This window comes from Streptomyces liliiviolaceus (genome assembly GCF_018070025.1).
Lineage (GTDB): Bacteria > Actinomycetota > Actinomycetes > Streptomycetales > Streptomycetaceae > Streptomyces > Streptomyces liliiviolaceus.
This window is the reverse complement of the sequence record NZ_JAGPYQ010000002.1, coordinates 837,602-862,889: the sequence shown is the minus strand read 5'-3', so window position 1 is coordinate 862,889 and position 25,288 is coordinate 837,602. Positions and strand designations below refer to the sequence as shown.

Here is a 25,288-nt window from a genome sequence, read left to right as displayed (position 1 = left end):
GTGAAGTGCGGTGGATTTCGCGCTTGTTGTCGTCAGCCCCCGGAGTCAGCCGCAGCGGGGACTGCGAAGTCCGGTCATGAGAACCAGCCCTGTGGACTGGGATTCGTGGTCCGCCAGATGTGCTTGGTCTCGCGGTACTCGGCGAGGCCGGCGGGTCCGAGTTCCCGCCCGAACCCGGACTGTTTGTACCCTCCCCACTCCGCCTGCGGGACGTACGGGTGGTAGTCGTTGATCCAGATCGTGCCGATGCGCAGCGCCGACGCGACGCGCTGCGCCTTCGCCTCGTCGGACGTGAAGACGCCGCCGGCCAGACCGTAGATCGTGGCGTTCGCCAGCCGTACCGCCTCCGCCTCGTCGGTGAACCGCTCCACGGTCAGGACCGGCCCGAAGGACTCCTCCTGGACCACGGACATACCTCCGGAGCACTCGTCGAGGACGGTCGGCGGGTAGTAGAAGCCGTCCGGATGCGGGGGCTCGGCCGGCCGCTCCCCTCCGCAGCGCAGGACCGCCCCCTCCTCCAGTCCCTTGGCCACGTACGCCTCGACCTTCGCCCGGTGGGCCGCCGAGATCAGCGGCCCGGTCTGCGCCCGCTCGTCGAACGGCCCGCCCAGCCTGATCTGCCGGGCCCTGCGGACGATTTCGTCGACGAGACGGTCGTGCAGGGAGTCCTCGACCAGCAGTCGCGCCCCGGCCGAGCAGACCTGCCCGGAATGCAGGAAGACGGCCGTCAGCGCCATGTCGACGGCCGTCTCGAAGTCGGCGTCCGCGAAGACGATGTTCGGGTTCTTGCCGCCCAGTTCGAGGGCGACCTTCTTCACCGTTCCGGCTGCCGCGGCCATGAGCCTGCGTCCGGTCCGCAGACCGCCGGTGAACGAGACGAGGTCCACGTCCGGATGGTCGCCCAGCGGAGCGCCCGCCTCCGGGCCGGCGCCGAGAATCAGGTTCGCCACCCCGGCGGGCAGCCCCGCCTCCTCCAGGAGCCGCATCAGATGGATCGCGGTGTGCGGGGTCAGCTCGCTCGGCTTGAGGACGAAGGTGTTGCCCGCGGCCAGCGCGGGGGCGACCTTCCACGCGGTCTGGAGCAGCGGATAGTTCCAGGGGGTGATCAGCGCGCACACCCCGACCGGTTCGTGTACGACCCGGCTGTCGACGCCCTCCGTCCCCGTCTCCACGACCCGGCCGGACTCACTGGCGACGAGCCGTCCGAAGTAGCGGAAGCAGTTCTCGATGTCGTCGATGTCGTACTCGCTCTCCACCAGGCGTTTGCCGGTGTCGAGGGACTCCGCGCGGGCGAGTGCGCTCTTGTCGCGGGCGAGCAGGTCGGCGACGCGCAGCAGCAGATCGCCGCGTTCGTTCGCGGGGGTCCGCGGCCAGGGGCCCTCGTCGAAGGCGCGGCGCGCGGCGGCGATCGCTTCGGCGGTGTCCTCGCCGCCCGCCTCGTCGACGACGGCCACGAGCGATCCGTCGGCCGGACAGCGGATCTCACGCGTGCGTTTCTCCCGCGCGCCCGTCCAGGTGCCGCCGATGTAGAGATCCGCCATCCCTGCCTCCCAGCATGCCTATGAGCCACTCGTGGAACATCCCGATGTGGTGCTCGGTGGGCACCAGCACCCCGCCCCTGCGGTAGGCGCGGGACGCCATGGCGGGCTGCGTTCGCTCGCACGCCTCGAAGTCCTGGGCGTTGACCCGGTGGAAGAGCTCCACGGACCGCGACACGTCGGCGCCCGACCCGACGACCTCGGGGGCGTAGAGCCAGTCGCACTCCACGATCGTCCGGTCCTCGGCGAGGGGGAACATGCGGTGCAGGATGACATGGTCGGGGACGAGATTGATGAACACGGTGGGTTTGACCGTTATCGCATAGTAACGGCGGTCCTGGTCCTCCGCGACCTCGGGCAGCCTGCCGAATCCCTCGCTGCCGTCGACCGTGAATCCCTTGACCCCGTCGCCGAACTCGGCGCCGTGGCCCACGTAGTACTGGGCGGCGTAACCGTCCGCGAACTCCGGCAGCACCTCGGTGAGTTCGGGGTGGATGGTCGCGCAGTGGTAGCACTCCATGAAGTTCTCGACGATCAGTTTCCAGTTCGCCCGCACGTCGTAGGTGATGCGTTTGCCGAGGGCGAGGTTCTCCGTGCCGTAGTGCTCGATGGCCGCCGCGTTGCCGAGCCGTTCGACGGCGGCGCCCATCACCGTCTCCTCGAAGGACGGCGGTTCGTCGGCCAGGCACACCCAGGCGTACCCGAGCCACTCCCGCAGCGCGACGGTGACGAGGCCGTACTCCGTGCGGTCGACGTCCGGCATCCTCACCAGGTTCGGCGCCGCGATCAGCTTCCCGTCCAGGCCGTACGTCCAGGCGTGGTACGGGCACTGGAGGTTGCGGCGGACCTCGCCGGCCTCCTCGGTGCAGAGCCGGGCCCCGCGGTGCCGGCAGATATTGAGGAAGGCCCGCAGCTCACCTGTACGGGACCGGGTGACCAGGACGCTCTCACGGCCCACCTGGACCGTGCGGAACGCGCCCGGTTTGGCCAGGTCGGCGCCGCGGACGGCGCAGAACCACATCGACTCGAAGAGGTGCTCCTGCTCCTGCCGGAAGATCTCCGGATCGGTGTAGTAGTGCCCCGGCAGTGTGCTGATCAGGCTCGGGGACGGCTGGGCGGGGGCATGGGTCACGGGGGTCGTCGACACGGGCGGGCTCCTCAGGCGGGCGCGGCGGCGAGGCGGTGGGGGTCGAACAGGCCGATCGGGTGGCCGGTGGTCCCTGTCAGGGCCAGATCGGCGAGGATCTCGCCGACGACCGGCACGAACTTGAAGCCATGGCCGGAGAAACCGCAGGCCACGGTCACGGACTCGGGATGCGCGGGATGCCGGGCGATGACGAAGTGCTCGTCCGGGGTGTTGGAGTACATGCAGGTGGCGGCCTTGAGGAAGGTGCCGGGCAGATCGGGGATGCAGCGGGCCATGTGGTCCGCCATCGCCCGGATCTCGTCCTCGTGGACCGTGCGGTCGATGGTCTCCGGGGTGCAGAGCTGCCCCTTGCGGAAGAACGCGACCTTGGCGCCCAGCTCCGGCCCGTCGATGGACGGGAAGCCGTACACCTGCACGTCGTCCGCGTCCTCCCAGATGTAGATCGGGTGGTTCTCGGGCAGGAACGGCCGGACCCCGCCCAGGGGCTGGAACCAGTACATGACCTGCCGTTCGATGGTGAACGGCACCCCGAGGTCGGTGAGCAGCCGCGGCGCCCAGGCGCCTGGGCAGATCACCAAGTGGCCCGCCGTGTACGTGTTCTCGGCGGTGTGCACGCGTACGCCGTCCCGGTACGGCTCCCAGCGGGTCATCGGCTCGTCGAAGTGCAGGTCGGCGCCCTGCCGGGTGGCGAGCTGCAGATGGGCCGCGACCATGTTCTCGGGGCGGACCAGGCCGGCCTTCTCCTCGAAGAGCCCGACCTCGTCGTCCTGCGGGGCGAGGGTGGGGAAACGGCGGCGGATCCCGGCCGCGTCGAGCATCTCGTGGGGCAGGTCCCACTGGACCGCCGAGCGCAGCGAACCGGAGACGGTCAGCGAATCGGGCCGGCCGATCATCACACCGCCGCACAGGGTGGCGATGTCCCGCCCGGTGGCCCGCTCCACGTCCTCGTACAACTCGTAGGCGCGCAGCAGCAAGGGCACGTACGCCGGGTCCTCGAAATAGGACTGCCGGGTGATCCGCGAACCCCCGTGGCTGGAACCGCGGTTGTGCACGGGCCCGAACTTCTCAAGCCCGAGCACCCGCACACCACGAGAGGACAGATGATGAGCGGCGGCACTGCCCATACCGCCGAGACCGATGACGACGACGTCGTAGGTGGGGGACACGGGGACCTCCGTCTTTCCAGGGGCGCGGGGAACGGCGCAATCTGTTGCTTTTGCCCTTAGGGGCGCGGGGAACTGCGCGACCAGCCCCCACGGACCCGCAGGCCGTCCACGGTCCCTCCCCTCTCCCCTCGGGGGACACTCACCGGCGAATACGGCTCATCTTCGGATCGAAGAGAGGTTCATCGACAACCGTCGCCGCAACCTTCTCCCCGAAGTACTCGACAGAGACCCCCGCCCCCACGGGCAACTCCGGCAACCAGGCGTAAGCCACACACCGCCCCACGGAGTACCCGTACGCCGCACTCGTGACGTACCCCGCGGGGGAGCCGTCGACGTACACCGGCTCCTTGCCGAGCACCACGGCCGACGGATCGTCGAGCAACAACGGCGTGAGCCGGCGCCGAGGCTCACCGCGCCCGCCGTGTCCGCCACGCCCCTCCAGCGCCCTCATGCCCAGGAACTCCCCCTTGTCCAGCCGGACGGCGAACCCCACCCCCGCCTCGTACGGATCGTGCTCGTCGGTCATGTCGACGCCCCACGCCCGGTAGCCCTTCTCCAGGCGAAGGCTGTTGAAGGCGGAGCGCCCGGCCGCGATCACCCCGTGCTCCCGGCCCGCCTCCCAGAGCGTGTCCCAGAGGCGGAGCCCCAGGTCGGCGCTGGTGTACAGCTCCCAGCCCAGCTCACCGACGTAGCTCAACCGCATCGCGGTGACCGGGACATGCCCGATGTACGTCTCCTTGGCGCGGAAGTAGCCGAAGCCCTCGTGCGAGAAGTCGTCGCGGGTGAGCGGCTGCACGAGGGCGCGGGCGAGCGGCCCCCAGACCCCCACGCAGCACGTACCGGACGTGATGTCCCGGATGTGCACGCCGTCGGGGGCGTGCCTGGTCAACCAGTCCAGGTCCGCGGGCGAGTTGGCGCCCACCTGGAAACGGTCGGGCCCCAGACGCGCGACGGTGAGATCGGAGCGGATGCCGCCCGTCTCGTCCAGGAGCAGGGTGTAGGTGACCGCTCCGGGCTTCTTGCGGAGGTTGTTGGTGGTCATGCCGTGCAGGAATTCGAGGGCTCCGGGGCCGGTGACTTCGAGGCGGCGCAGGGGAGTCATGTCGTAGAGGGCGACCTTCTCCCGGGTCGCCCGCGCCTCGGCCGCCGCGACGGGCGACCAGTACCGCGCCGACCAGGCGTCCCGCGCGGGCACGTCGAGCCCGGCGGCGAGCGGCGCGTTCGCCTCGTACCAGTGCGGACGCTCCCAGCCGCCGCCCTCCAGGAAGTACGCGCCCAGTTCCTGCTGGCGTGCGTGGAAGGGGCTGACCCGCAGAGGCCGCGGCCGTTCCATCGGCTGGAGCGGATGCAGGACGTCGTACACCTCGACGAACTGCTGCGATCCGCGCTCCCTGATGTACGAGGGCGAGCGCTGGGCCTCCTCGAAGCGCGTGAGGTCGCACTCGTGGACGTCGATCTCCGGGCGGCCGTCGATCATCCACTCGGCCACGGCCTTGGCGACTCCGGCCGAGTGGGTCACCCACACGGCCTCAGCCAGCCAGAAACCGCGCAGCGCACGCGATTCGCCGAGGACCGGCATGCCGTCCGGGGTGAAGGAGAAGACGCCGTTGAAGCCCTCCTCGATCTCGCTCCCGCGCAGCGCGGGCATCAGCCGGCGGCAGTCGTCCCAGCTCGGCGCCCAGTCCTCCTCGGTGAAGGGGAACGACGACGGCATCTCCAGGTCGTTCGCCCGCGCCTCGTCGTAGCCGAGGACCGCGAAGGGGTCCACGGGGAGCGGCCGGTGGGCGTAACTGCCGATGCCGATGCGGTCACCGTGCTCACGGAAGTAGAGATCACGGTCCTGGAAACGGAGGATGGGCCGCGTCGCCTCCGCGACTGCCTGCGCCCCTGTGCCCGCCCCGGCCGGTTCGGACAGGGGCCTCGTCCGCGCGTACTGGTGGGCGAGCGGCTGCAGAGGTACGTCGACCCCGGCCATGCGGCCGATCACCGGCCCCCAGAATCCGGCCGCCGAGACGACGTGGTCGGCGGGGAAGACGCCCCGGTCGGTGACGACGGCGGCGACCCTGCCGTCCTCCTTCTCGATCCCGGTGACGGTGTGCCGGTCCAGGAAGCGGGCGCCGCGGCTCTCGGCCCGTTCCTTCTGGGCCCGGGCCGCGAGCAGTGCGCGGGCCAGGCCGTCGTCGGGGGTGTGGAAGCCGCCGAGGACGATCGACTCGTCGATCAGGGGCCAGAGCGCCTTGCAGCGGGCGGCGCTCACGATCTCGCCGCGTACGCCCCAGGAGGCGGCGTAACCGGCCCTGCGGTGCAGCTCGGCGAGGCGCTCGGGCGTCGTCGCGAGCTCCAGGCCGCCCACCTGGTTGAAGCAGGAGACGCCGTCCACTTCCAGGGAGTTGAACTTCTCGACCGTGTAGCGGGCGAAGGCCGTGAGGGTCTTGGACGGACCGGTCTGGAAGACGAGGCCCGGCGCGTGGGAGGTGGAGCCGCCGGGAGCGGGGAGCGGCCCCTGTTCGAGGACGGTGACGTCGGTCCAGCCACGGGCGGTCAGTTCGTCCGCGAGGGAGCAGCCGACGATGCCGGCGCCCACGACGACCACACGGGGCACGACGGCCGCACGGGGCTCGACGTCCGTACGGGGCTCGACGTCCGTACGGGGCTCGACGGCCGCACGCGGGCTGTCGGACTCGTGGCCGCTCACAGGACCACTACCGAGCGCAGCACCTCACCGCGGTGCATGGTGGACAGCGCCTCCTCGACCTGGTCGAGCGTGATGGTCTCCGAGACGAACGCGCCCAGGTCCAGCAGCCCGTAGAGGTACTGGTCGATGAGGAACGGGAAGTCGCGGCTGGGCAGGCAGTCGCCGTACCAGGAGGACTTGATCGCGCCGCCGCGGGAGAACACGTCGATCAGCGGCAGTTCCACCCTCATCTCCGGGGTCGGGACGCCGACCTGCACCAGCAGCCCCGCGTGATCGCGCATGTAGAAGGCCTGCTCGAAGGTCTCCGGGCGGCCCACGGCGTCGATGGCGATGTCGACCCCGAAACCGCCGGTGAGGGCGCGTACGGCCTCGACCGGGTCGGTGCCGCGGGAGTTGACCGTGTGGGTGGCGCCGAACCTCTCCGCCCGGTCGAGTTTCTTGTCGTCGATGTCGACGGCGATGACCTTCATGGCGCCGTTGAGGCAGGCGCCCGCGATGGCCGCGTCGCCGACCCCGCCGCAGCCGATGACGGCGACCGTGTCACCGCGCCCCACCTTGCCGGTGTTCACCGCCGCGCCGTAGCCGGCCATCACCCCGCAGCCGACGAGGCCGGCGGCCTCGGGGCGGGCCGCGGGGTTGATCTTCACGGCCTGGCCCGCCGCGACCAGGGTCTTCTCGGCGAAGGCGCCGATGCCGAGCGCGTTGCTGAGCGGGGTGCCGTCGAGGAGGGTCATCGGCTGGGTGGCGTTGCGCGAGTCGAAGCAGTACCAGGGGCGGCCACGGCGGCAGGAGCGGCAGGAACCGCAGGGGGCCCGCCAGGCGAGGACCACGTAGTCGCCGGTCTTCAGGTCGGTGACGCCCTCACCGACCGCCTCGATCGTGCCGGCCGCCTCATGGCCCAGCAGGAACGGGAAGTCGTCGCTGATCGCGCCCTCGCGATAGTGCAGATCCGTGTGGCAGACCCCGCAGGCCTGCACGGTGACGAGCACCTCGCCCGGACCGGGATCGGGGACGACGATCGTCCGCACCTCGACGGGTGCGCCCTTCTTCACAGCGACTACGGCACGGACCTCGTATGGCACGACCTAGCTCCTCTGCTGTTGCGCAATGCACTATGGGTTGCGCTATGAGGAACATAGTGAGAAGGCCTCCAGGGGGCCGTCAAGAGGTACGGGTTAACCCTTGGCAAAAGGAACCGGCGCCCCGAAATCTGTCCGACACACGTGAGCGCGGGGCCGGATGTCCCCGACCCCGCGCCGTGTTCCGCCCGGCCGTTCGTCCTGTGTCGCCTGTCCGCACGAAGTCCGCCGTCCGGCTCCGGACCGCGTCCGAACCGCGTCCGAATCGCCTAGGGCGGAGCCCGCTGTCAGGCTCGGTTCCGCGGCCGTTCCCGTGCCCGTACGACGTCGGTGTCCGACTCCGTTCCATGGCCGGTTCCGGGCCGGTACGGGTTCGGTGCGCGACCTGGTTCCGGGGCCGGTTCCGTGTCCGCCGGTGTGGGCGCCTCCGCTTCCGTCAGAAGCCGTACCCCATGCGGCGCGAGAGGTCGGCCGCGGCCGAGACCGTGCGCTTGGCGAGCTCCGGCAGCCGGTCCGGCTCCAGCCGGTACACCGGCCCGGAGACGCTGATCGCGCCGATCACCTTGCCGTCGTGCGCGCGCACCGGCGAGGCCGTGGCGGCCAGCCCCAGCTCCAGCTCCTCCAGGGCGAACGCGTAGCCCTGCTCGACCACGGCCTCCAGCTCGGCGCGCAGCGCCGCCGTCCCGGTGATCGTGCGCTCGGTGAAACGCGGCAGGGTCCTGGCCAGCAGCCCTTCGCGGAGCGTCGGCGGCAGATGGGCCAGCAGCACCTTGCCGCTGGAGGTGGCGTGCAGCGGGGTGCGTCTGCCCAGCCAGTTCTGCGCGGTGACCGACGCGGCACCGCGGGCCTGCATGATGTTGACCGCCGCGTTGTCGTCGAGGACCGCGATGTTGACGGTCTCGCCCAGCTCGTCCGCGAGTTCGCGGCAGACGGGCACCCCCTCCTGCGAGATGTCGAGACGCACTGCCGCCGCCCCCGCCAGGCGTAGTACGCCGGCCCCCAGGAAGTACTTCCCGCGGTCCTTCGCCTGGGCGACCAGGCCGCGGTTCTCCAGCACTCCGAGGAGCCGGAAGGCCGTGGACTTGTGCACCTCCAGCTCGTCGGCGATCTCGGTGACGCCCGCCTCACCGAGCCGGGCGAGGATCTCCAGCACGCTCACCGCGCGGTCCACCGACTGGACGGCGCTCCCCGCGCCTCTGCTCTGCTTCTCCGGTGTCTCCCCTGTGCCGTCGGCCTGCTTCTGAGTGCGGGTCATAGCTCAACTCTCACCACCTGGCGGCCCGGTTTGAGCCGCATCTGCCGGAAGCCCTTGACGCGACGGGCATCCCGCGCGGATTCTGTTGCGCATAGCGCTCCCTCGTGCGCCATACGAAACATCATGTTACCGAAGAGTCCGTGACCGGGAAGGTCTCGGACCAGACCGGACCTGTGAGGACCAGGACTGTGGGTCCTGGACCGAGAGGGGGGCCCGTGATTCCCGTCTGCCGCCTTGATGACCTCCCCGCGGGTGAATCCGCCCGTGTCGACACCATGCCGCCCATCGCCGTGTTCAACGCCGACGGCGAGCTGTACGCCATCGACGACACCTGCACCCATCAGGACGCGTCGCTCTCCGAGGGGTGGCTGGAGGGCTGCCTCGTCGAATGCCCCTTGCACGCCGCCTCGTTCGATCTCCGCACGGGACTCCCGACGTGCCTGCCCGCGCGTCGCGCCGTCCGCACCCACCGCGTCACCGTCGACGACGGCGTCATCCATGTCCACGTGGCAGCGGAGGAGGACACGGCGGCATGACGATCCCCCACGCGAGGGGCGCGACAGCGCGCCCCTGTGGGCCCCACCTTTTCATGGGCTCCGCCCGGAACACCGCCGAGAGGCCCATGCGCCTCCCGGCACGGGGCGGGGGACGCCCCGGGGCCTGCGCCGATCACGACACCGATGCGACGCCGCCCCCCGCCGGGCACGCCGTCACGGCCGGGACCGCTCCCGCGGGGGCGATCGCCCCACCGACACCCGCAAACGCGCCGTCCGCGTCCGCCGTCCGGAAGGAGGCAGCCGTATGAGGACCGTCATCGTCGTCGGGGCCTCGCTCTCCGGTCTTTACGCGGCCCGTGAGCTGCGCGCCCAGGGGTTCGACGGGCGGCTGGTGGTCGTCGGGGACGAACCGCACCGCCCCTACGACCGTCCGCCCCTGTCCAAGGACTTCCTCACCGGCCGGTCCGGAGAGGACCGACTGGCTCTCGGTGACACCGAGGAGTTGGCCGAACTCGACGCCGAGTGGCTGCTCGGCACCCGTGCCCGCGGCCTCGACACCCGCGACCGCACCGTCCTCCTGGACGACGGCCGTACGATCTCCGGCGACGGCGTCGTCATCGCCACGGGAGCCTCGGCTCGCCGGCTGCCGGGCCCCGCCCTCGCCGGAGTCCACACCCTGCGCACCCTCGACGACGCCCGCGCCCTGCGCGCCGAACTCACCGCGGGCGCCCGCCGCGTCGTCGTGATCGGCGGAGGCTTCATCGGCGCCGAGACCGCGTCCTCGTGCGCGGGACTCGGCCACGACGTCACCGTCGTGGAGGCGGCTCCACTGCCGTTGGTGCCCCAACTCGGCCCCGAGATGGCGGCCTTGTGCGCAGCGCTGCACCGTCGCGGCGGCGTCGACCTGGTCACGGGCACGGGTGTCGCCGCACTGCGCGGTCGGGGCGCGGTCACCGGGGTGGAACTCTCCGACGGCCGTCTCCTCCCCGCCGAGGTCGTGATCGTCGGTATCGGCGCCGTCCCCAACACCGGCTGGCTGGCGGGCTCGCCGCTCGCGCTCGACGACGGCGTGCTCTGCGACGACGGCTGCGCGACGGCCCTGCCCCAGGTGGTCGCCGTCGGAGATGTGGCCCGCGTGGGCGGAACCCGCGCCGAACACTGGACCAGCGCCACCGAACAGCCCCGGATCGCCGTACGCAACCTCCTGGCCGGGTACACCGCGGAAACCCTGCGCCCGCTGCCCTACTTCTGGTCCGACCAGTACGGGGCGCGGATCCAGTTCGCCGGACGGCGGCTCGACACCGACACCGTCCGCATCGCGGAGGGCACGGTCACCGACGGGGCACCGGGCGAGGGCGGCCTGCTCGCGCTGTACGAACGCGAGGGCCGGACGACCGCGGTGCTCTCCGTGGACCGCCCCCGCCCCTTCATGCGGGCCCGGCGCGAACTGGGCCGCGGGGCGGGCGCGATGGAGGCGGTGTCTTAGGCCCTGTCGTCACATTCCCGGCGTCCGCCCGGAGGGCGGGCCAGGCGTCGCCCGGCAGGCGGGAATGTGACGACAGGGCCTAGGCCGAACACGACCTAGGACACGGCGGAGCCGGTGTCCTGGCACACGTGGCGTGTCAGGAGTGCGACAACTGCCCCGCGCCGCCGCCCCGACGGCGTATCCGCTCCTTGGTCCGCTCCGCCGACCGCTCCTGGCGCCGGATCTTGCGCCGCTCGCGCCGCAGGGCCCGGGCGGTGCTGCTCGGCTCCGACACCACGCCGTGGCGCTGGTTCCACACCTGGCGCGTCACCCAGACGTCCAGAGCGCCCCACGTGGCCACCACCGTGCTCGCCACGCTGCTCAGCACCATGGGGAACGCGAGCCAGGAACCGGCCAGCGTGCACAGGAAGGCGACCATCGCCTGGATCAGCGTGACCGCGATGATGAGGACGGCGCGCACCGCCGACGTACGCACGGGATCGGGCAGTCGACGCCTGTCCGCGGGCTCCTCGACCCACAAGGGCCGGTAGTACGCCTGCTCTTCGGCCTCCGTGACGTACTGCTCCCCGGCCCGCGGCACCCGGTCGTCCCCGCTCCTCGCGAAGGGCTTCGCCCCGGCTTCCGGCACGGTCCCCGTCCCGCTCTCTTCCGTGGCCCGCGTTCCCGCGGTCCTCGTGCCCGCCTGCGCGGCGGACACGGCCTCTGCCTCGGACACAGCCTTCGCCTCCGCCACCGGTGCGGTCGTGGCCCCCGCCGCAACCGCGGACCTCCACCTGGCGTCCGCCACACGGTCCGCTTCCGCCGCCGCGCGGTTCATGGCCGCGAGATCGGCCGCGATGTCGGCCGGAATGTCCCGACGGGGGATCTGCGACCCCCGCTCCGCCTCCGCGATCGTCGTGGCGCCCGTCCCGGGTGCCCCGTACCGCTCCGCCGTGCCCATCAACCTGTCACTCCCCACCGCCTGACAGCCGCTCGCTCCGGTGTCACGAGACTCCGGCTCCCCATCGGCTGCCCGGCTTGCGCTGTTATACGCCCCCTGGGCGCGGCATCCGGCACCTGCAGCCGATTCCGCCTCCAACTTCCATACAGACAGACGATCGGCGTAAGCCGAAGATTCCCGACGATCGAAAAATTTCGGCCAAGTGGTCCGCCGGGTGAACCCGATCCCATCCTTTTCCCGGTGTCGGATTCAGGGAGGCAATCTCCCGCAATGAACGGACAACTGCGGATGTCTCGTTCCGGATACGCGTCGGGTCGGCCCGGACAGGCTCGGACAGGCCTTCGAGATACCTGTGCGTCGGTAGTAGGCTCACGCCGTTTGTTGCCGTACATGTGTGCCCCCGGTCCCGGGGGCCGAGCTGGGGGAGGCCATGCGCTTTCGCGGGAAGTCCATCCGCCGGAAGATCGTGGCGCTGCTTCTCGTGCCGCTGCTCTCCCTGACCGGGATCTGGGGCTTCGCCACCGTACTGACGGGCCGCGAGGTCAACCAGCTGTTCGACACGACCTTCATCGTGCAGGAGATCGGCTATCCCACCGAGGACGTCATCAGCGTCCTCCAGGCCGAGCGCCGCCAGACCCTCGTCTACCTCGCGGACCCCCGGGCCTCCGACGCCCTCACCGACCTACGCCGCACCCGGACCGCCACCGACGAGGTCGTCTCGAAGATCCGCAGGAACGCCAGGGACTCCGACGTACGGGACGAGATGGGTTCCGACACCACCGAGCGCCTCACCGCGATCCTGGACGCCTTCGACGGCGTCGGGTCGCTGCGCCAGAGCGTCGAGGACAACACCGTCACCCGCGCCCAGGCCCTGGACCTCTACAACCGCCTGGTGGACCCCTGTTACATCCTCCTGGCCAACCTCCAGGTCCTCGACAACGTGGACGTGGACAAGCAGGGCCGCGCCCTCGTCAACATGTCGCGCGCCCGTGAGCTGCTCGCCCGCGAGGACGCCCTGCTCGGGTCCGCCCTCGTCGTCGGCAAGGTGACCCGCGCCGAGGCACGCGACATCTCCGACCTCGTCGCCCAGCGCACGATCATGTACGAGAGCAACCTCCCGCAGCTGCCCTCCGTGGAGCGCGTCCGCTACGAGCGCTACTGGAAGAACGCCGCCACCGCGCCCCTGCGCGTGGCCGAGCAGTCCGCCCTCGCCTCCGCGCCGGGCACCCCGCGCGGCGTCACCGCGAAGAGCTGGGACGGCCTCGCCGACGGGGTCCTCGACGGCCTCGACAAGTTCAACACCCAGGCGGGCGACCGCTTCCAGGACCGCGTCCGCCCCGTCGCGATCGGCGTCATCGTCAAGGCGGCCATCGCCGGCGTGCTCGGCCTGGCCGCGGTGCTCATCTCGCTCTTCATGTCCGTACGCATCGGCCGGAGCCTCATCCGCGATCTGCGCCGGCTCCGCCAGGAGGCCCACGAGACCGCGGGCGTCCGGCTGCCCAGCGTGATGCGCCGCCTCTCCGCGGGCGAACAGGTCGACGTCGAGACCGAGGTCCCGCGCCTGGAGTACGAGAAGAACGAGATCGGCGAGGTCAGCCAGGCGCTCAACAGCCTCCAGCGGTCCGCCGTCGAGGCCGCGGTCAAGCAGTCCGAACTGCGCAGCGGGGTCTCCGAGGTCTTCGTGAACCTCGCCCGCCGCAGCCAGGTCCTGCTGCACAAGCAGCTCACGCTCCTCGACACCATGGAACGCAGGACCGAGGACACCGACGAACTCGCCGACCTCTTCCGCCTCGACCACCTGACGACCCGTATGCGCCGCCACGCGGAAGGCCTGGTGATCCTCTCCGGAGCGGCACCCTCCAGGCAGTGGCGCAAGCCCGTCCAGCTGATGGACGTCGTACGCGCCGCCGTCGCAGAGGTCGAGGACTACGAGCGCATCGAGGTCCGGCGGCTGCCACGGATGGCGGTCACCGGCTCCGCCGTCGCCGACCTCACCCACCTGGTGGCCGAACTGCTGGAGAACGCCACGGTGTTCTCGCCGCCGCACACGGCCGTCCAGGTGCTCGGCGAGCGCGTCGCCAACGGTTTCACCCTGGAGATCCACGACCGCGGCCTCGGAATGGCCGCCGAGGCGCTCCTCGACGCCAACCTCCGCCTCGCCGAGACCCCCGAGTTCGAGCTGTCCGACACCGACCGGCTCGGCCTCTTCGTGGTGAGCCGGCTCGCCCAGCGGCAGAACGTACGCGTCTCCCTGCAGCCGTCCCCGTACGGCGGGACGACCGCGGTGGTCTTCGTGCCCGACGCGCTGCTCTCGGACGACGTGCCCGACACCAACGGCATCGGATTCCGGCTCGACCGGGCGGTTCCCGCCAGGAACGCGAAGAACGAGGCCGACGAGGGTCGCAGGGCCGCCCTGTCGCAGGTGCCGGTCACGCTGCCCGGCCTGTCGGCGTCGATCCTCGACGGGCCGGTCGAACTGGAGGCGCCCGTCGGCCTGGACGCCCTCGAAGACTTCCCCGGTGCCCTCGACGACGAGGACGGCGAACACGGCGGCATCTTCCGCCCGCGCCGTTCCATCGCCGGGCCCGCGGGGGACGAGACGCGTGAGGCGCCGCGTGAGCCGTCACCCTCCGCCGAGGACGACGAGCGGTCCGGTGTCTCGCTGTCGCGCCGCCGCACGCCCAAGCTGGTCAGCTCGCACGGCCGCCCCGTGACCCACGGCAGATCGCGCCGCGACGAGCTGACGGACCGCCCGGACGACGGCGAGGTCACGGAACTTCCCCAGTCGGCCCAGGCCCAGGACCGGAGCCGGTCCCAGGAGACGCCCGAGCGCCCCGGCGTGCTCGAAGAGCTGCCCAAGCGGTCGCGGGGCGCCAGGCGTGGGCCGGGACGCCGTGAGGCCGGGGAGCCGCTCGCCGCCCGCAGGGGCGAGACCGACGACCGGCCCACGGGAGCCGGCCCGGCGGACCGCGAACGCCGCCCGGCCCTCGACCGTGGCGTGGAGCGCGGCGGCGAGCCGGGTGGAGCGGCCGGCGGAGGAGTCGTACGCGGACCGGGAGCCGCGGACGGCGGAGCCGGTGAGGCCCCGGCCCTGCCGCAGCGCGGATCGCGTCGTGGGACCGAACCGAACGGCACGCGCCCCGGAACCCTGGCGCCCGGCATCGCGGGTGCCCGCACCGCGGGACCGGCCGGAGGCCCTGCTTCCGGCCTGCCCCGCCGGGTACGGCAGGCCAATCTGGCCCCGCAGCTGAAGGAAGGGCCCGACCTGCGCACCACGCGCGCCCCGGCCCGTACGACGGACCCCTCCGAGCGAGACGCGGACGAGGTACGCAACCGGATGGCCTCGCTCCAGCGTGGTTGGCGACGCGGGCGCGAGGAGAACGCCGCGGGCGACGACGCCCAGGACGGCACAGCACCAGGAACGACCAAGGGAGACGGCCGATGACCGCACCGAAGGCCGCCGGCCACACCACGACCACCACGGCGACGGGGGAGCTCAACTGGCTCCTCGACGACCTGGTGGCGCGTGTCGCCAGCATCCGCAAAGCACTCGTGCTCTCCGGAGACGGCCTCCCCACGGGGGTCTCGACCGATCTGACGAGGGAGGACAGCGAACACCTCGCCGCCGTCGCCTCCGGATTCCACAGCCTCGCCAAGGGTGTCGGCCGGCACTTCGACGCGGGCAGCGTCCGGCAGACGGTGGTCGAACTGGACGAGGCGTTCCTGTTCGTCACGGCCGCCGGTGACGGCAGCTGTCTCGCCGTCCTCTCCGACGCCGACTCCGACGTCGGGCAGGTCGCGTACGAGATGACGCTGCTCGTGAAGCGGGTCGGCGCACATCTCGCCGCTGCTCCGCGCACCGAACTGTCCTCGGGCGGGTAGTGAGTCGGCATGAGCGGAGACGGGCAGGAGCTGTCCCACTGGTTCGACGACGAGGCCGGACCGGTGGTCCGTCCGTATGCCATGACACGAGGCCGCACCACCAGCCCGAACCAGCACCGCCTCGACCTGATCGCGGTGGTGGTGACGGAGGAGTACGCCTCCGACCCCGAAGCGGACAACTCCCTGTCCCCGGAACACGTGGACATCGTCGAACTCTGCCGTGACGCCCCCCAGTCGGTCGCCGAACTGGCCGCCGAACTCGACCTGCCCATCGGGGTCGTACGGGTTCTCATCGGCGATCTCGTCGAGGACGAACTGGTCCATGTGACCCGTCCGGTACCCCCGGCGGAGCTGCCGGACGAAAGCATTCTGCGTGATGTGATCAGCGGCCTTCGGGCCCTGTGAACCCCTGGCACAGCGGCAACGAGACACCACCTGAGCGAGCGAGAAGCGAGAGAAGAGATCGATGATCTTCGGGCGCACTGAACGCGGCAAGGCCCCGGTCGAGCCCGTCACTCTCAAGATCCTCGTGGCGGGCGGCTTCGGCGTCGGCAAGACCACCCTGGTCGGCGCCGTCAGCGAGATCAAGCCGCTGCGCACCGAGGAACTGCTGACCGAGGCGGGCCGTCCGGTCGACGACACCAGCGGTGTGGAGGGCAAGCACACCACCACGGTCGCCATGGACTTCGGCCGCATCACGCTGCGCGAGGACCTCGTGCTGTATCTCTTCGGCACCCCCGGCCAGGACCGTTTCTGGTTCCTGTGGGACGAGCTCGCGACCGGCGCCCTGGGCGCGGTCGTGCTCGCCGACACCCGCCGCCTGGAGGACTGCTTCGCGGCGGTCGACTACTTCGAGCGGCGCTCCATCCCCTTCGTGGTGGGCGTCAACTGCTTCGAGGGCGCATCCCGTTACCCCGCCGAGGACGTACGCCAGGCCCTCGACCTGGACGCCGCGGTCCCCGTGGTCCTGTGCGACGCGCGCGGCCGGGAGTCGGTCAAGGAGGTCCTCATCGAGGTCGTCCAGCACGCGATGGCGTACGCGGCCGAGCGCCGGCACCCCATCACCGGCTGAAGCACACGACGGCCCGGGCCGTGCTTGTGGCGCTTTTCGTGCTCCACGCACGCGTGGAGCACGAAAAGCGGAGCGGCACGGGAACGGGGCTCAGTGCGCGTCGTCGTGCCAGCCGAAGCTCTTCTCCACCGCCTTGCGCCAGTTGCCGTACTCGCGGTCACGGACCGACGCCTCCATGGACGGTGTCCACTCGGCGTCCTTCTGCCAGTGCGTCTTCAGCTCGTCCAGGTCGTTCCACACCCCGGTCGCCAGCCCGGCCGCGTACGCCGCTCCCAGGCACGTCGTCTCGGAGACCTTCGGGCGGATCACCGGCACGTCCAGCACATCCGCCTGATGCTGCATGAGCAGGTTGTTCTTGGTCATGCCGCCGTCGACCTTCAGGGTCGTGATCTGCACCCCGGAGTCCTGGAACATCGCGTCCACGACTTCACGCGTCTGCCAGCTCGTCGCCTCCAGGACCGCCCGCGCCAGATGCCCCTTCGTGACGTACCGCGTCAGCCCCGTGACGACCCCGCGCGCGTCGGAGCGCCAGTACGGCGCGAACAGACCCGAGAACGCGGGCACGATGTACGCGCCTCCGTTGTCCTCGACACTCGTCGCCAGGGTCTCGATCTCGTCGGCCGTACGGATGATGCCGAGCTGGTCGCGGAACCACTGCACCAGCGCGCCCGTGATCGCGATGGCCCCCTCCAGGCAGTAGACCGGCGCCTCCGAGCCGATCTTGTACCCCATGGTGGTCAGCAGCCCGTTCTTCGAGGGCACGGGCCGGTTCCCGGTGTTGAGCAGCAGGAAACTGCCCGTCCCGTAGGTGTTCTTGGCCGTGCCCACGTCGTAGCAGGCCTGCCCGAACACCGCCGCCTGCTGGTCGCCCAGCGCGGACGCCACCGGCACCCCGGCGAGCTGGCCCACGGCGGTTCCGTACACCTCGGAGGAGGACTTGATCTCGGGGAGGACCGCCTCGGGGACGTTCATCGCGGTCAGGATCGACTGGTCCCACTGCAGCGTTTCGAGGTTCATCAGCATGGTGCGGCCGGCGTTGGTGACGTCGGTGACGTGCCGGCCGCCGTCCGTGCCGCCCGTGAGGTTCCAGATCAGCCAGGAGTCGATCGTGCCGAAGGCGATCTCACCGTGCTCGGCGCGGGCCCGCAGCCCCGGCACGTTGTCCAGCAGCCAGGCCGCCTTGGGCCCGGAGAAGTAGCTGGCCAGCGGCAGCCCCGTCTGCTCGCGGAAACGGTCCTGCCCGTCCGTGCCGCCGAGTTCGGCGCAGAGCGCGGAGGTACGGGTGTCCTGCCAGACGATCGCGTTGTGCACGGGTTTGCCGGTGGCGCGGTCCCACAGGACCGTCGTCTCGCGCTGGTTGGTGATCCCCAGCGCGCTGAGCTGGTCGGCGCGCAGCCCGGCCTTCGCGATCGCGCCCGCGACCACGGCCTGCACCTTCGACCAGATCTCGGTGGCGTCGTGCTCCACCCAGCCGGGCTTGGGGAAGATCTGGCGGTGCTCACGCTGGTCGACGGCGACGATCGCGCCGTCCTGGTTGAAGACGATGCAGCGGCTCGACGTGGTGCCCTGGTCGATCGCGGCGACGAACTTGTCCGTCATGACGTCCCCTTCGTCGGATTCTGCGTAGGGCGGCAGTGGCTCCCCTCGTCGCGGTCCCGCTGCCGTCGTCCACCCGGCAGCGGGACCGCGACGACCTGGCCTAGAAGGCCGCGTTGAAGATGACCCCGGCCAGCGCTCCGCCGATCAGCGGCCCCGCCACCGGAATCCACGAGTAACTCCAGTCCGACGTACCCTTGTTGGGGATCGGCAGGATGGCGTGGGCGATACGCGGGCCCAGGTCGCGGGCCGGGTTGATGGCGTACCCCGTCGGACCGCCGAGCGACAGACCGATGCCGACCACCAGGAACGCGACGATCAGGATCGCGGTACCGGACTGGCCGAGCCCCTCGGTGAGCCCGAAGGCCAGGATCGGCAGGACCAGACCGATGGTCGCGATGATCTCGGTGATGAGGTTCGCCACGGGATTGCGTATCTCCGGCGCGGTGGAGAAGATCCCGAGCGTCGGCTGCGCGATCTCGTCCTCGGCATTGGCCTGGAACTGCGCGAAGTAGACCAGCCAGCACAGCACCGCGCCGAGGAACGCGCCGACCATCTGCCCTGCGATGTAGATGTGGACCTGGTCCCAGTCGCCGGTGTCGATCGCGATGCCGAGCGTCACCGCCGGGTTGAGATGCCCGCCGGACAGCGGCGCGGCGGTGTACGCGCCGGCCAGTACGCCGAAGCCCCAGCCGAAGGCGATGACGACCCAGCCGGCGTCCTTCGCCTTGGAATAGTTGAGTACGACGGCGGCGACCACTCCGGCGCCGAAGAGGATGAGTATCGCTGTGCCGATGACCTCACCGACGAAAACATCTCCGTTGCTCATGGCGGCTCCTAGGCCCAAACCCGGGGCGATCGGCCCCGGTCCACCGTGCAGGGTGCGTTCCCATGGCTACTTCAGCCGAGGGCAGGGAGGTCCCGCGCCCCGCCCGGCGTCCGTGACGAGCGTGCCGTAGCAGTCGAATCGCCGGTGGGGGATGGCCCGTTGGCGCGGACGAGGGCCCGCGCGGCGCAGTGCCTGAATACGCCGAATTGCGGCGACGCCGACTGACACCGGAAGTGTTCACCGGCGCTGTGGGAGCGTCAAGGTCGCGGGCGAGAACGGTTCGCAGCCACCCTCGGGCCTGCCGCGCGCCGTCTCACCTGACGGCGATCACGGCCGACCCGTGCCCGAACAGCCCCTGGTTCGCGGTGATCCCGACCCGGGCGCCCGCCACCTGCCGGTCGCCCGCCGCTCCCCGCAGCTGCCGGGTGAGCTCGCAGACCTGGGCTATGGCCTGGGCGGGAACGGCCTCTCCGAAGGAGGACAGCCCACCGCTCATGTTCACGGGTATGCGTCCGCCCGGCGCCGTCGCGCCCTCCCGCAGGAGCTTGGCCGCCGCGCCCTCACCGCACAGTCCCAGATCCTCGTACCACTGCAGCTCCAGGGCCGTGGACAGGTCGTAGACCTCGGCGAGCGAGACGTCCTGCGGACCGATCCCCGCCTCCTCGTACGCCGCCCGCGCGATCGACGCGCGGAACGTCTCGTCCGCAGGCTCCACCGCGACCGCCGAGTCCGTAGCGATGTCGGGCAGGTCCAGCACGGTGGTGGGATAGCGGGGCGTCACCGTGGACACCGCGCGGATCCGCACCGGGTCCGCGGCCCCGTGCCGGCGCGCGAACTCCATGCTGGACAGCACCAGGGCCGCCCCGCCGTCCGAGGTGGCGCAGATGTCGAGCAGCCGCAGCGGATCGGCGACCACGGCCGAGGCGGCGACCTCCTCGGCGGTGACCCGCTTGCGGTAGCGCGCGTTCGGATTCAGCGCCCCCATGGCCGCGTTCTTCACCTTGACCTGCGCGAAGTCCTCCAGGGTGTCCCCGTGGACCGCCATCCGCCGCCGCGCGTACAGCCCGAAGTACGTCGGATTCGTCGCCCCCAGGACCCGGAACCGCAGCCAGTCCGGATCGTCGGCCCTGTCCCCGCCCGCGGGCCGGAAGAACCCCTTCGGCGCCGCGTCCGCACCCACCACGAGCACCACGTCGGCGAGCCCCGAAAGGATCTGCGCCCGCGCCGTGCCGACGGCCTGCGCCCCGGACGCGCACGCGGCGTACACACTCGCCACCCGGGCCCCCTGCCAGCCCAGCGCCTTGGCGAACGTCGCTCCCGCCACATATCCCGGATAGCCGCCACGCACCGTGTCCGCGCCGACGATCGAGCCGACCTGACGCCAGTCGAGCCCCGCGTCCGACAGCGCCTCGCGCGCCGCCACCGTCCCGTACTCGACGAACGGCCGCCCCCATTTGCCCCATGGGTGCATGCCCGCGCCGAGCACCGCCACCTCACCCGTCATGCCGTCACCCCCGTCGGCCGCCAGTGCCAGGTCGTCCAGGTCGTCTCCGCGTCCTCGTTCAGCACGCCCGGGACGACCTCCACCTCCATGCCCACCGTCAGATCGGCGACGGCGACACCGGGAACCGCCTGTCCGAGCACCACGAGGCGCTCGGCCGCCAGCTCCACAGCGATCAACGCGTAGGGCTGCCATTCGAGTTCCCGATCGGACACGTAGGGTGACGGCGGCCGGTACCGGCTGTCCGTGTACGACCAGACGCGGCCCCGCCTCGACAGCGGTGTCTCCACCAATTCGCCGCCGGAGCAACCCGGATTGCGGCAGAAGGCGTCTTCCCGGGGGAAGAACACGGACGCGCAGGCCGAGCAGCGCGTGCCGAGGAGCCGGAAGTCGTCTCCCTCGCCGGCGAACCAGCCGGTGACGACGGGTGTACGAGTGCGCGACAAGGTTCCTCCACGGCGCTGGACCCGCTGGATCTGACGGAACGTCAGAAGTCTGCCACGGGCCACGCCGATTGGGCAGTGTGCGTGGAGTGCACCGCCCGGTGCGGAGACCCGCAGGTGATCGCGGAGAACCGCCGGGGGCCTCCTGGGCGTCCGACCATCGGTAGGGACGACCGGGGCCCACGGGGGTGGTCCCGGCCGTCCCTCACCCGGGCCCACTTCCCTGGGGCGACCCGCGCCTGATAGACGCATGGGTCATGACCCGACTCACCACAGCGGTACGCGGTCTCGTCACCGCGCTCGCCATCCTGCTCGCCGTCAGCGCCGCCTCCGCCACCGCGACGGCGGCGCCCGAGCCGAAGGCGCCCGAGGACTTCGTGGCCCTGCGGTCCGTGGACCGCACGATCATCCAGGAGATCCGCTACTTCACCCCGCACAACTTCGTGGGCGAGCGCGTCGACGGCTACCGCGAACCGCTGTGCATCCTCACGAGACCCGCCGCCGAAGCCCTCCATGAGGCCCAGCGGCAACTCCTGCCCCAGGGCTACTCCCTGAAGGTGTACGACTGCTACCGCCCCCAGCGAGCCGTCGACCACTTCGTCCGCTGGGCCGAGGACCTCGACGACCAGAGCATGAAGGACGAGTTCTACCCGAACGTCGACAAGACCCGCCTGTTCGAGGACGGCTACATCGCCGAGAAGTCCGGCCACAGCCGCGGCTCGACCATGGACCTCACGATCGTGAAGCTCCCTGCGAAGCCGACCCGGCCGTACGTCCCCGGAGAACCCCTCGTGCCCTGCTTCGCGCCCCAGGGCGAGCGCTTCCCGGACAACTCCGTGGACATGGGCACGGGCTACGACTGCTTCGACACCCTGTCGCACACGCTCGACCCGCGCATCCAGGGGCAGCAGCGCGCCAACAGGCTCCTTCTCAAGGACACGCTCGAAAACCTCGGCTTCGTGAACCTCGCGGAGGAATGGTGGCACTTCACCTTCAAGCCCGAGGCGTACCCCGACACCTACTTCGACTTCCCGGTCTCGGCCCGCTCCCTCGTCATGTCCCACTGAGCAGGCCCCGGGGTGGCGGTGAGGTGGCGCTGGGACGGCCAGCCGTAACAACCTTCTGATCATCGGATACAGTCCCGGGCGTGTCTCCATCCCAGAACCCGTCCGCCAACTCCGCGCCGGGCACCCACTGTTCGAGCTGCGGCGCACCCTACGGAGAAGGCGTCTCCGGCTGGCCCCGTACCTGCGCCTCCTGCGGCGGTGTGGCCTACCGCAACCCGTTGCCGGTCGCGGTGGCCCTGCAGCCCGTGTACGACACCAAGGGGGCGGCCCTGGTCGTCATCACCAGAACGATCGCCCCCGCGCGCGGGGGAGTCGCTCTGCCCGGAGGGTTCATCGACCACCGGGAGGACTGGCGGCAGGCCGTCGTCCGTGAGCTCAAGGAGGAGACGGGCATCGTCGCGGCGAGCCGCGACGTACGCCTCGTCGACGCCCTGAGCTCACCCGACGGGCACCTGCTGCTCTTCGGAGCCCTCCCGGAGCGCCCCGCCGACGACCTGCCGCCGTCCGTCGAGACGGACGAGACCGAGGGCTGGCACCTGCTGCGCAGGCCGGCCGAACTCGCCTTCCCGCTGCACACCATGGCGGCCAAGGCGTGGTTCGAGGGCCGGTACGTCTGAGAGACCTCCGGGGCGCTCAGAGCCCCCCATCAGGGACTCAGCCCCAGCCCCAGCCCCCGCACCCGTACGGGAAGGGACGGCTCGACCGGGCCGTCCTCCCCCTCCCGCTCCACGACCACGCGTGCCCCCTGCCGACGCGTCACATAACGCTCGATCTCCGGCTCCTCCCAGCCGTCCCCGGAGTCGGCGACCACCAGCCCGCCCCCGGTCCGTCCGTGGGCGGGCGCCCACACCTCCAGCTCCAGAGAGCCGTCGTCGCCGCGCACGGGCAGCACGGCACCCGCGCGGACCAGTACCGGAATCCGTGACAGAGGGGCGTCGACCAGCACCCGGGCGGGCCCTTCGTACACCCGCTCGCTCTCCACGTCGTACCAGCGGCCCCGCGGCACCCGCACGACACGCCTGTCCGTCCCCGGCGCGAGCACCGGAGCCACCAGAAGACAGTCACCCAGCAGGAAGGCGTCCTCGCAGTCGCGCAACGCCCTGTCCTCCGGAACGCCCCACCACAGAGGCCGCACATAGGGCGCACCCGTCCGCCGTGCCAGATGCGCCAGCGTCATGAAGTACGGCAGCAGCCGCCGACGCTCGACGAGCGCCACGCGCGCGTGCTCCAGAACCTCGTCACCGAACTCCCAGGGCTCCCCGTGCCCGGCCCGCGGACCCGCGTGCGTACGGAAGAGCGGCAGGTAAGCGCCCAACTGGAACCACCGCAGATACAGCTCGGGGGAGGGGGCCCCGTCGAAACCACCCACGTCGGACCCCGAATACGGCACTCCGCACAGCCCCAGCCCCAGCACCAGCGACAGCGATGCCCTGAGACCCGGCCAGCCCGTGGCCACCTCCCCGGACCAGGTCCCTCCGTAGCGCTGCGTCCCGGCCCACCCGGAACGCGAGAACAGGAACGGCCGCTCCCGGGGTACGAGTTCGCTCAGCCCCTCGTAGGCGGCCCGCGCCATGCCGAGGGCGTACACGTTGTGCGCCTCACGATGGTCGCCGCCACGGCCCTCCAGGTCGTGCCGCGCCGAACGGGGCAGCGTGGACTCGCCGAAAGCGGTGAGGGACACGGGCTCGTCCAGGTCGTGCCAGAAGCCGGCGAACCCCTGCGACAGCCGTTCCTCGTAGAGCCCGCCCCACCACGCGCGCGTACGCGCGCGCGTGAAGTCCGGATAGACCGCCTCGCCCGACCGGACCACACCGCGCACCACCTCTCCGGCGGAGTCCCGCACGAAGGCGTCCTCGGCGGTCCCGGAGTCGTACACGGAGTTCCCGGGTTCGGGCCTGACGGCCGGTTCCACGACCGACACCAGCCGGATCCCGTCCCGGCGCAGCTCCTCCGCGAGCACCGACAGCTTCGGGAACCGGTCCCGGTCGACCGTGAACGTCCGGTGCGCTTCGAAGTGGTCGACGCCCAGGTGCACGGCCTCCAGCGGCAGCCCGTGCTCGTGGTAGCCGCCCACGACCCGCCGCACCTCCTGCTCGCCCCCGGGGCCCCGCAGCGCGTGCTGGTGCCCCAGGGCCCAGGCCGGCGGCAGCGCGGCGGCACCCGTCAGGGACGCCCAGGTCTGCAGCACGCGCGCGGGCGTGCCCACCATCACCCAGCAGCGCAGCGGCCCGCCGTCCATGCGCAGATCGCTCGTCCCGGCCCGGTCGTGCCCGGACCCGGCACCCTCCTCGCCCTCGCGCAGGGTCACGGTGCCGTCCCACGAACTGTCGTGGAACACCAGGTGCGTGGCCGCGTCGGCCACCACCATCTGCACCGGCATGGTGAGGTACAGCGGATCGTCACCGGGACCGAAGGCGTGCCCGGGACCGGTGTTCCACAGCCGGTACGTCCCACCCCGCAGCCGGAGCCCCGAAGCACGCCCGCCCAGGCCGAAGAAACGCGCGTCCGCGGCCACTTCGGAGCGCTGCATCCAGCGCGCCCCGCCACCCCCGGCCGGCTCCCACCACCGCGGCGGCAGTTCGCGCCGCAGGCTCACCCCGCCCGGCGTCCGCACCTCCACGGCACCGAGCCGCGACACGACCACCGTCATCCGTTCCGCCACCACCCGCCAGGCGCCGTCCTTGTCCGGCTCCAGCACGGCCCGGGGGTCCGGCTCGGGAACACCGCCCGCGAGCGCGTACGAGGGCTCGGGCCCCGCCCCGTCCCAGCCCCAGAAGACCGCTCCACCCGCCGTGACGGTGATCCGCAGCTCCGACCGGGTGAACCGGACGACGCCGCCGCCGGGCGCGGGTTCCGCGGACACCACGGGCCCGGGAACCCGCGCCCGCTCGGCACCCCGCACCGGCAGCCCGACGGCGTCGATACGCCTCCTGCGCCACGCGGCCCGCACGGTGAGCAAGCCCTGGCCCGCCCCCGCCGAACCGACCGCCTTCATCGAACGCACCAGGTCACGACCGTTCATGCTGCTCAGCCTGCCACCCGAATGGACCCATGAGCGTTCCGTTCAACTTCCGTTCACCCATGGCGCCACCACA

20 protein-coding genes are annotated in these 25,288 nt (G+C 71.3%); 8 read left to right on the top strand and 12 right to left on the bottom strand.

Annotation, left to right across the window (positions count from 1 at the left end):
* Window positions 1-74: 74 nt before the first annotated feature.
* The 6 genes from J8N05_RS39160 to J8N05_RS39135 form a co-directional block, all read right to left on the bottom strand.
* Entirely contained in the window at window positions 75-1,541 is a 1,467-nt protein-coding gene (locus tag J8N05_RS39160) for an aldehyde dehydrogenase family protein (protein ID WP_210891685.1), read from the bottom strand.
* Window positions 1,483-2,685: an aromatic ring-hydroxylating oxygenase subunit alpha gene (locus J8N05_RS39155; RefSeq protein WP_210891683.1), complete on the bottom strand. Its 1,203-nt coding sequence runs from the start codon at window positions 2,683-2,685 to the stop codon at window positions 1,483-1,485. The genes J8N05_RS39160 and J8N05_RS39155 overlap by 59 nt, the downstream gene beginning before the upstream one ends.
* An 11-nt stretch (window positions 2,686-2,696) precedes the next feature.
* Window positions 2,697-3,851: an N-methyl-L-tryptophan oxidase gene (gene solA, locus J8N05_RS39150; protein WP_210891681.1), complete on the bottom strand. Its 1,155-nt coding sequence runs from the start codon at window positions 3,849-3,851 to the stop codon at window positions 2,697-2,699.
* A gap of 139 nt (window positions 3,852-3,990) precedes the next feature.
* Window positions 3,991-6,453: a GcvT family protein gene (locus J8N05_RS39145; RefSeq protein ID WP_210894140.1), complete on the bottom strand. Its 2,463-nt coding sequence runs from the start codon at window positions 6,451-6,453 to the stop codon at window positions 3,991-3,993.
* 89 nt (window positions 6,454-6,542) lie between these two features.
* Window positions 6,543-7,628, bottom strand: a complete 1,086-nt coding sequence (locus J8N05_RS39140) for an S-(hydroxymethyl)mycothiol dehydrogenase (protein WP_210891679.1) — start codon at window positions 7,626-7,628, stop codon at window positions 6,543-6,545.
* A gap of 433 nt (window positions 7,629-8,061) precedes the next feature.
* The gene (locus tag J8N05_RS39135; RefSeq protein WP_210891677.1) at window positions 8,062-8,880 is read right to left on the bottom strand and encodes an IclR family transcriptional regulator; all 819 of its coding nucleotides are present in this window, start codon (window positions 8,878-8,880) and stop codon (window positions 8,062-8,064) included.
* Window positions 8,881-9,095: 215 nt separating this feature from the next.
* On the opposite strand from J8N05_RS39135, the gene J8N05_RS39130 reads away from it, so the two are divergent.
* Window positions 9,096-9,416, top strand: coding sequence for a bifunctional 3-phenylpropionate/cinnamic acid dioxygenase ferredoxin subunit (locus J8N05_RS39130; RefSeq protein WP_210891675.1), 321 nt, complete (start codon window positions 9,096-9,098; stop codon window positions 9,414-9,416).
* A gap of 265 nt (window positions 9,417-9,681) precedes the next feature.
* Window positions 9,682-10,863: an NAD(P)/FAD-dependent oxidoreductase gene (locus J8N05_RS39125; RefSeq protein WP_210891673.1), complete on the top strand. Its 1,182-nt coding sequence runs from the start codon at window positions 9,682-9,684 to the stop codon at window positions 10,861-10,863.
* A 136-nt stretch (window positions 10,864-10,999) separates the two neighbouring features.
* Here J8N05_RS39125 and J8N05_RS39120 read toward each other — a convergent pair whose 3' ends face one another.
* Window positions 11,000-11,491 (bottom strand): hypothetical protein, encoded by a 492-nt coding sequence (locus J8N05_RS39120; RefSeq protein WP_210894138.1) that lies wholly within the window; start codon window positions 11,489-11,491, stop codon window positions 11,000-11,002.
* Between the two features lie 742 nt (window positions 11,492-12,233).
* Here J8N05_RS39120 and J8N05_RS39115 point away from each other — a divergent pair.
* From J8N05_RS39115 to J8N05_RS39100, 4 genes are all read left to right on the top strand, one after another.
* On the top strand, window positions 12,234-15,248 hold the full coding sequence (locus J8N05_RS39115) for a sensor histidine kinase (RefSeq protein WP_210891671.1): 3,015 nt from the start codon (window positions 12,234-12,236) through the stop codon (window positions 15,246-15,248).
* A complete protein-coding gene (locus J8N05_RS39110) occupies window positions 15,245-15,685 on the top strand; it encodes a roadblock/LC7 domain-containing protein (protein ID WP_189780080.1) in 441 nt (146 codons plus the stop codon). Before J8N05_RS39115 ends, J8N05_RS39110 begins: the two co-directional genes overlap by 4 nt.
* Window positions 15,686-15,694: 9 nt before the next feature.
* Complete coding sequence (locus J8N05_RS39105) at window positions 15,695-16,090, top strand: DUF742 domain-containing protein (RefSeq protein WP_107019590.1); 396 nt, start codon at window positions 15,695-15,697, stop codon at window positions 16,088-16,090.
* Between the two features lie 61 nt (window positions 16,091-16,151).
* Window positions 16,152-16,757, top strand: coding sequence for a GTP-binding protein (locus J8N05_RS39100; protein WP_210891669.1), 606 nt, complete (start codon window positions 16,152-16,154; stop codon window positions 16,755-16,757).
* A gap of 90 nt (window positions 16,758-16,847) precedes the next feature.
* Here the strand turns inward: J8N05_RS39100 and glpK are convergent, their stop codons facing one another.
* The 4 genes from glpK to J8N05_RS39080 all read right to left on the bottom strand — a co-directional run bounded on the left by glpK (window position 16,848) and on the right by J8N05_RS39080 (window position 21,129).
* Window positions 16,848-18,356: a glycerol kinase GlpK gene (glpK, locus tag J8N05_RS39095; RefSeq protein WP_210891667.1), complete on the bottom strand. Its 1,509-nt coding sequence runs from the start codon at window positions 18,354-18,356 to the stop codon at window positions 16,848-16,850.
* Window positions 18,357-18,456: 100 nt separating this feature from the next.
* The gene (locus tag J8N05_RS39090; RefSeq protein ID WP_210891665.1) at window positions 18,457-19,182 is read right to left on the bottom strand and encodes an MIP/aquaporin family protein; all 726 of its coding nucleotides are present in this window, start codon (window positions 19,180-19,182) and stop codon (window positions 18,457-18,459) included.
* 313 nt (window positions 19,183-19,495) lie between these two features.
* Window positions 19,496-20,686 carry a lipid-transfer protein gene (locus J8N05_RS39085; RefSeq protein ID WP_210891663.1) on the bottom strand — a complete coding sequence of 397 codons (1,191 nt, stop codon included), beginning with the start codon at window positions 20,684-20,686 and terminating at the stop codon, window positions 19,496-19,498.
* On the bottom strand, window positions 20,683-21,129 hold the full coding sequence (locus tag J8N05_RS39080; RefSeq protein ID WP_210891661.1) for a Zn-ribbon domain-containing OB-fold protein: 447 nt from the start codon (window positions 21,127-21,129) through the stop codon (window positions 20,683-20,685). The genes J8N05_RS39085 and J8N05_RS39080 overlap by 4 nt, the downstream gene beginning before the upstream one ends.
* 254 nt (window positions 21,130-21,383) lie before the next feature.
* On the opposite strand from J8N05_RS39080, the gene J8N05_RS39075 reads away from it, so the two are divergent.
* Together J8N05_RS39075 and J8N05_RS39070 are read left to right on the top strand one after the other, a co-directional pair.
* Entirely contained in the window at window positions 21,384-22,193 is an 810-nt protein-coding gene (locus tag J8N05_RS39075) for a M15 family metallopeptidase (protein WP_210891659.1), read from the top strand.
* Window positions 22,194-22,273: 80 nt separating this feature from the next.
* Window positions 22,274-22,810, top strand: a complete 537-nt coding sequence (locus tag J8N05_RS39070) for an NUDIX domain-containing protein (RefSeq protein ID WP_210891657.1) — start codon at window positions 22,274-22,276, stop codon at window positions 22,808-22,810.
* Between the two features lie 29 nt (window positions 22,811-22,839).
* Here J8N05_RS39070 and J8N05_RS39065 read toward each other — a convergent pair whose 3' ends face one another.
* A complete protein-coding gene (locus tag J8N05_RS39065) occupies window positions 22,840-25,215 on the bottom strand; it encodes a TIM-barrel domain-containing protein (protein ID WP_210891655.1) in 2,376 nt (791 codons plus the stop codon).
* Window positions 25,216-25,288: the final 73 nt, after the last annotated feature.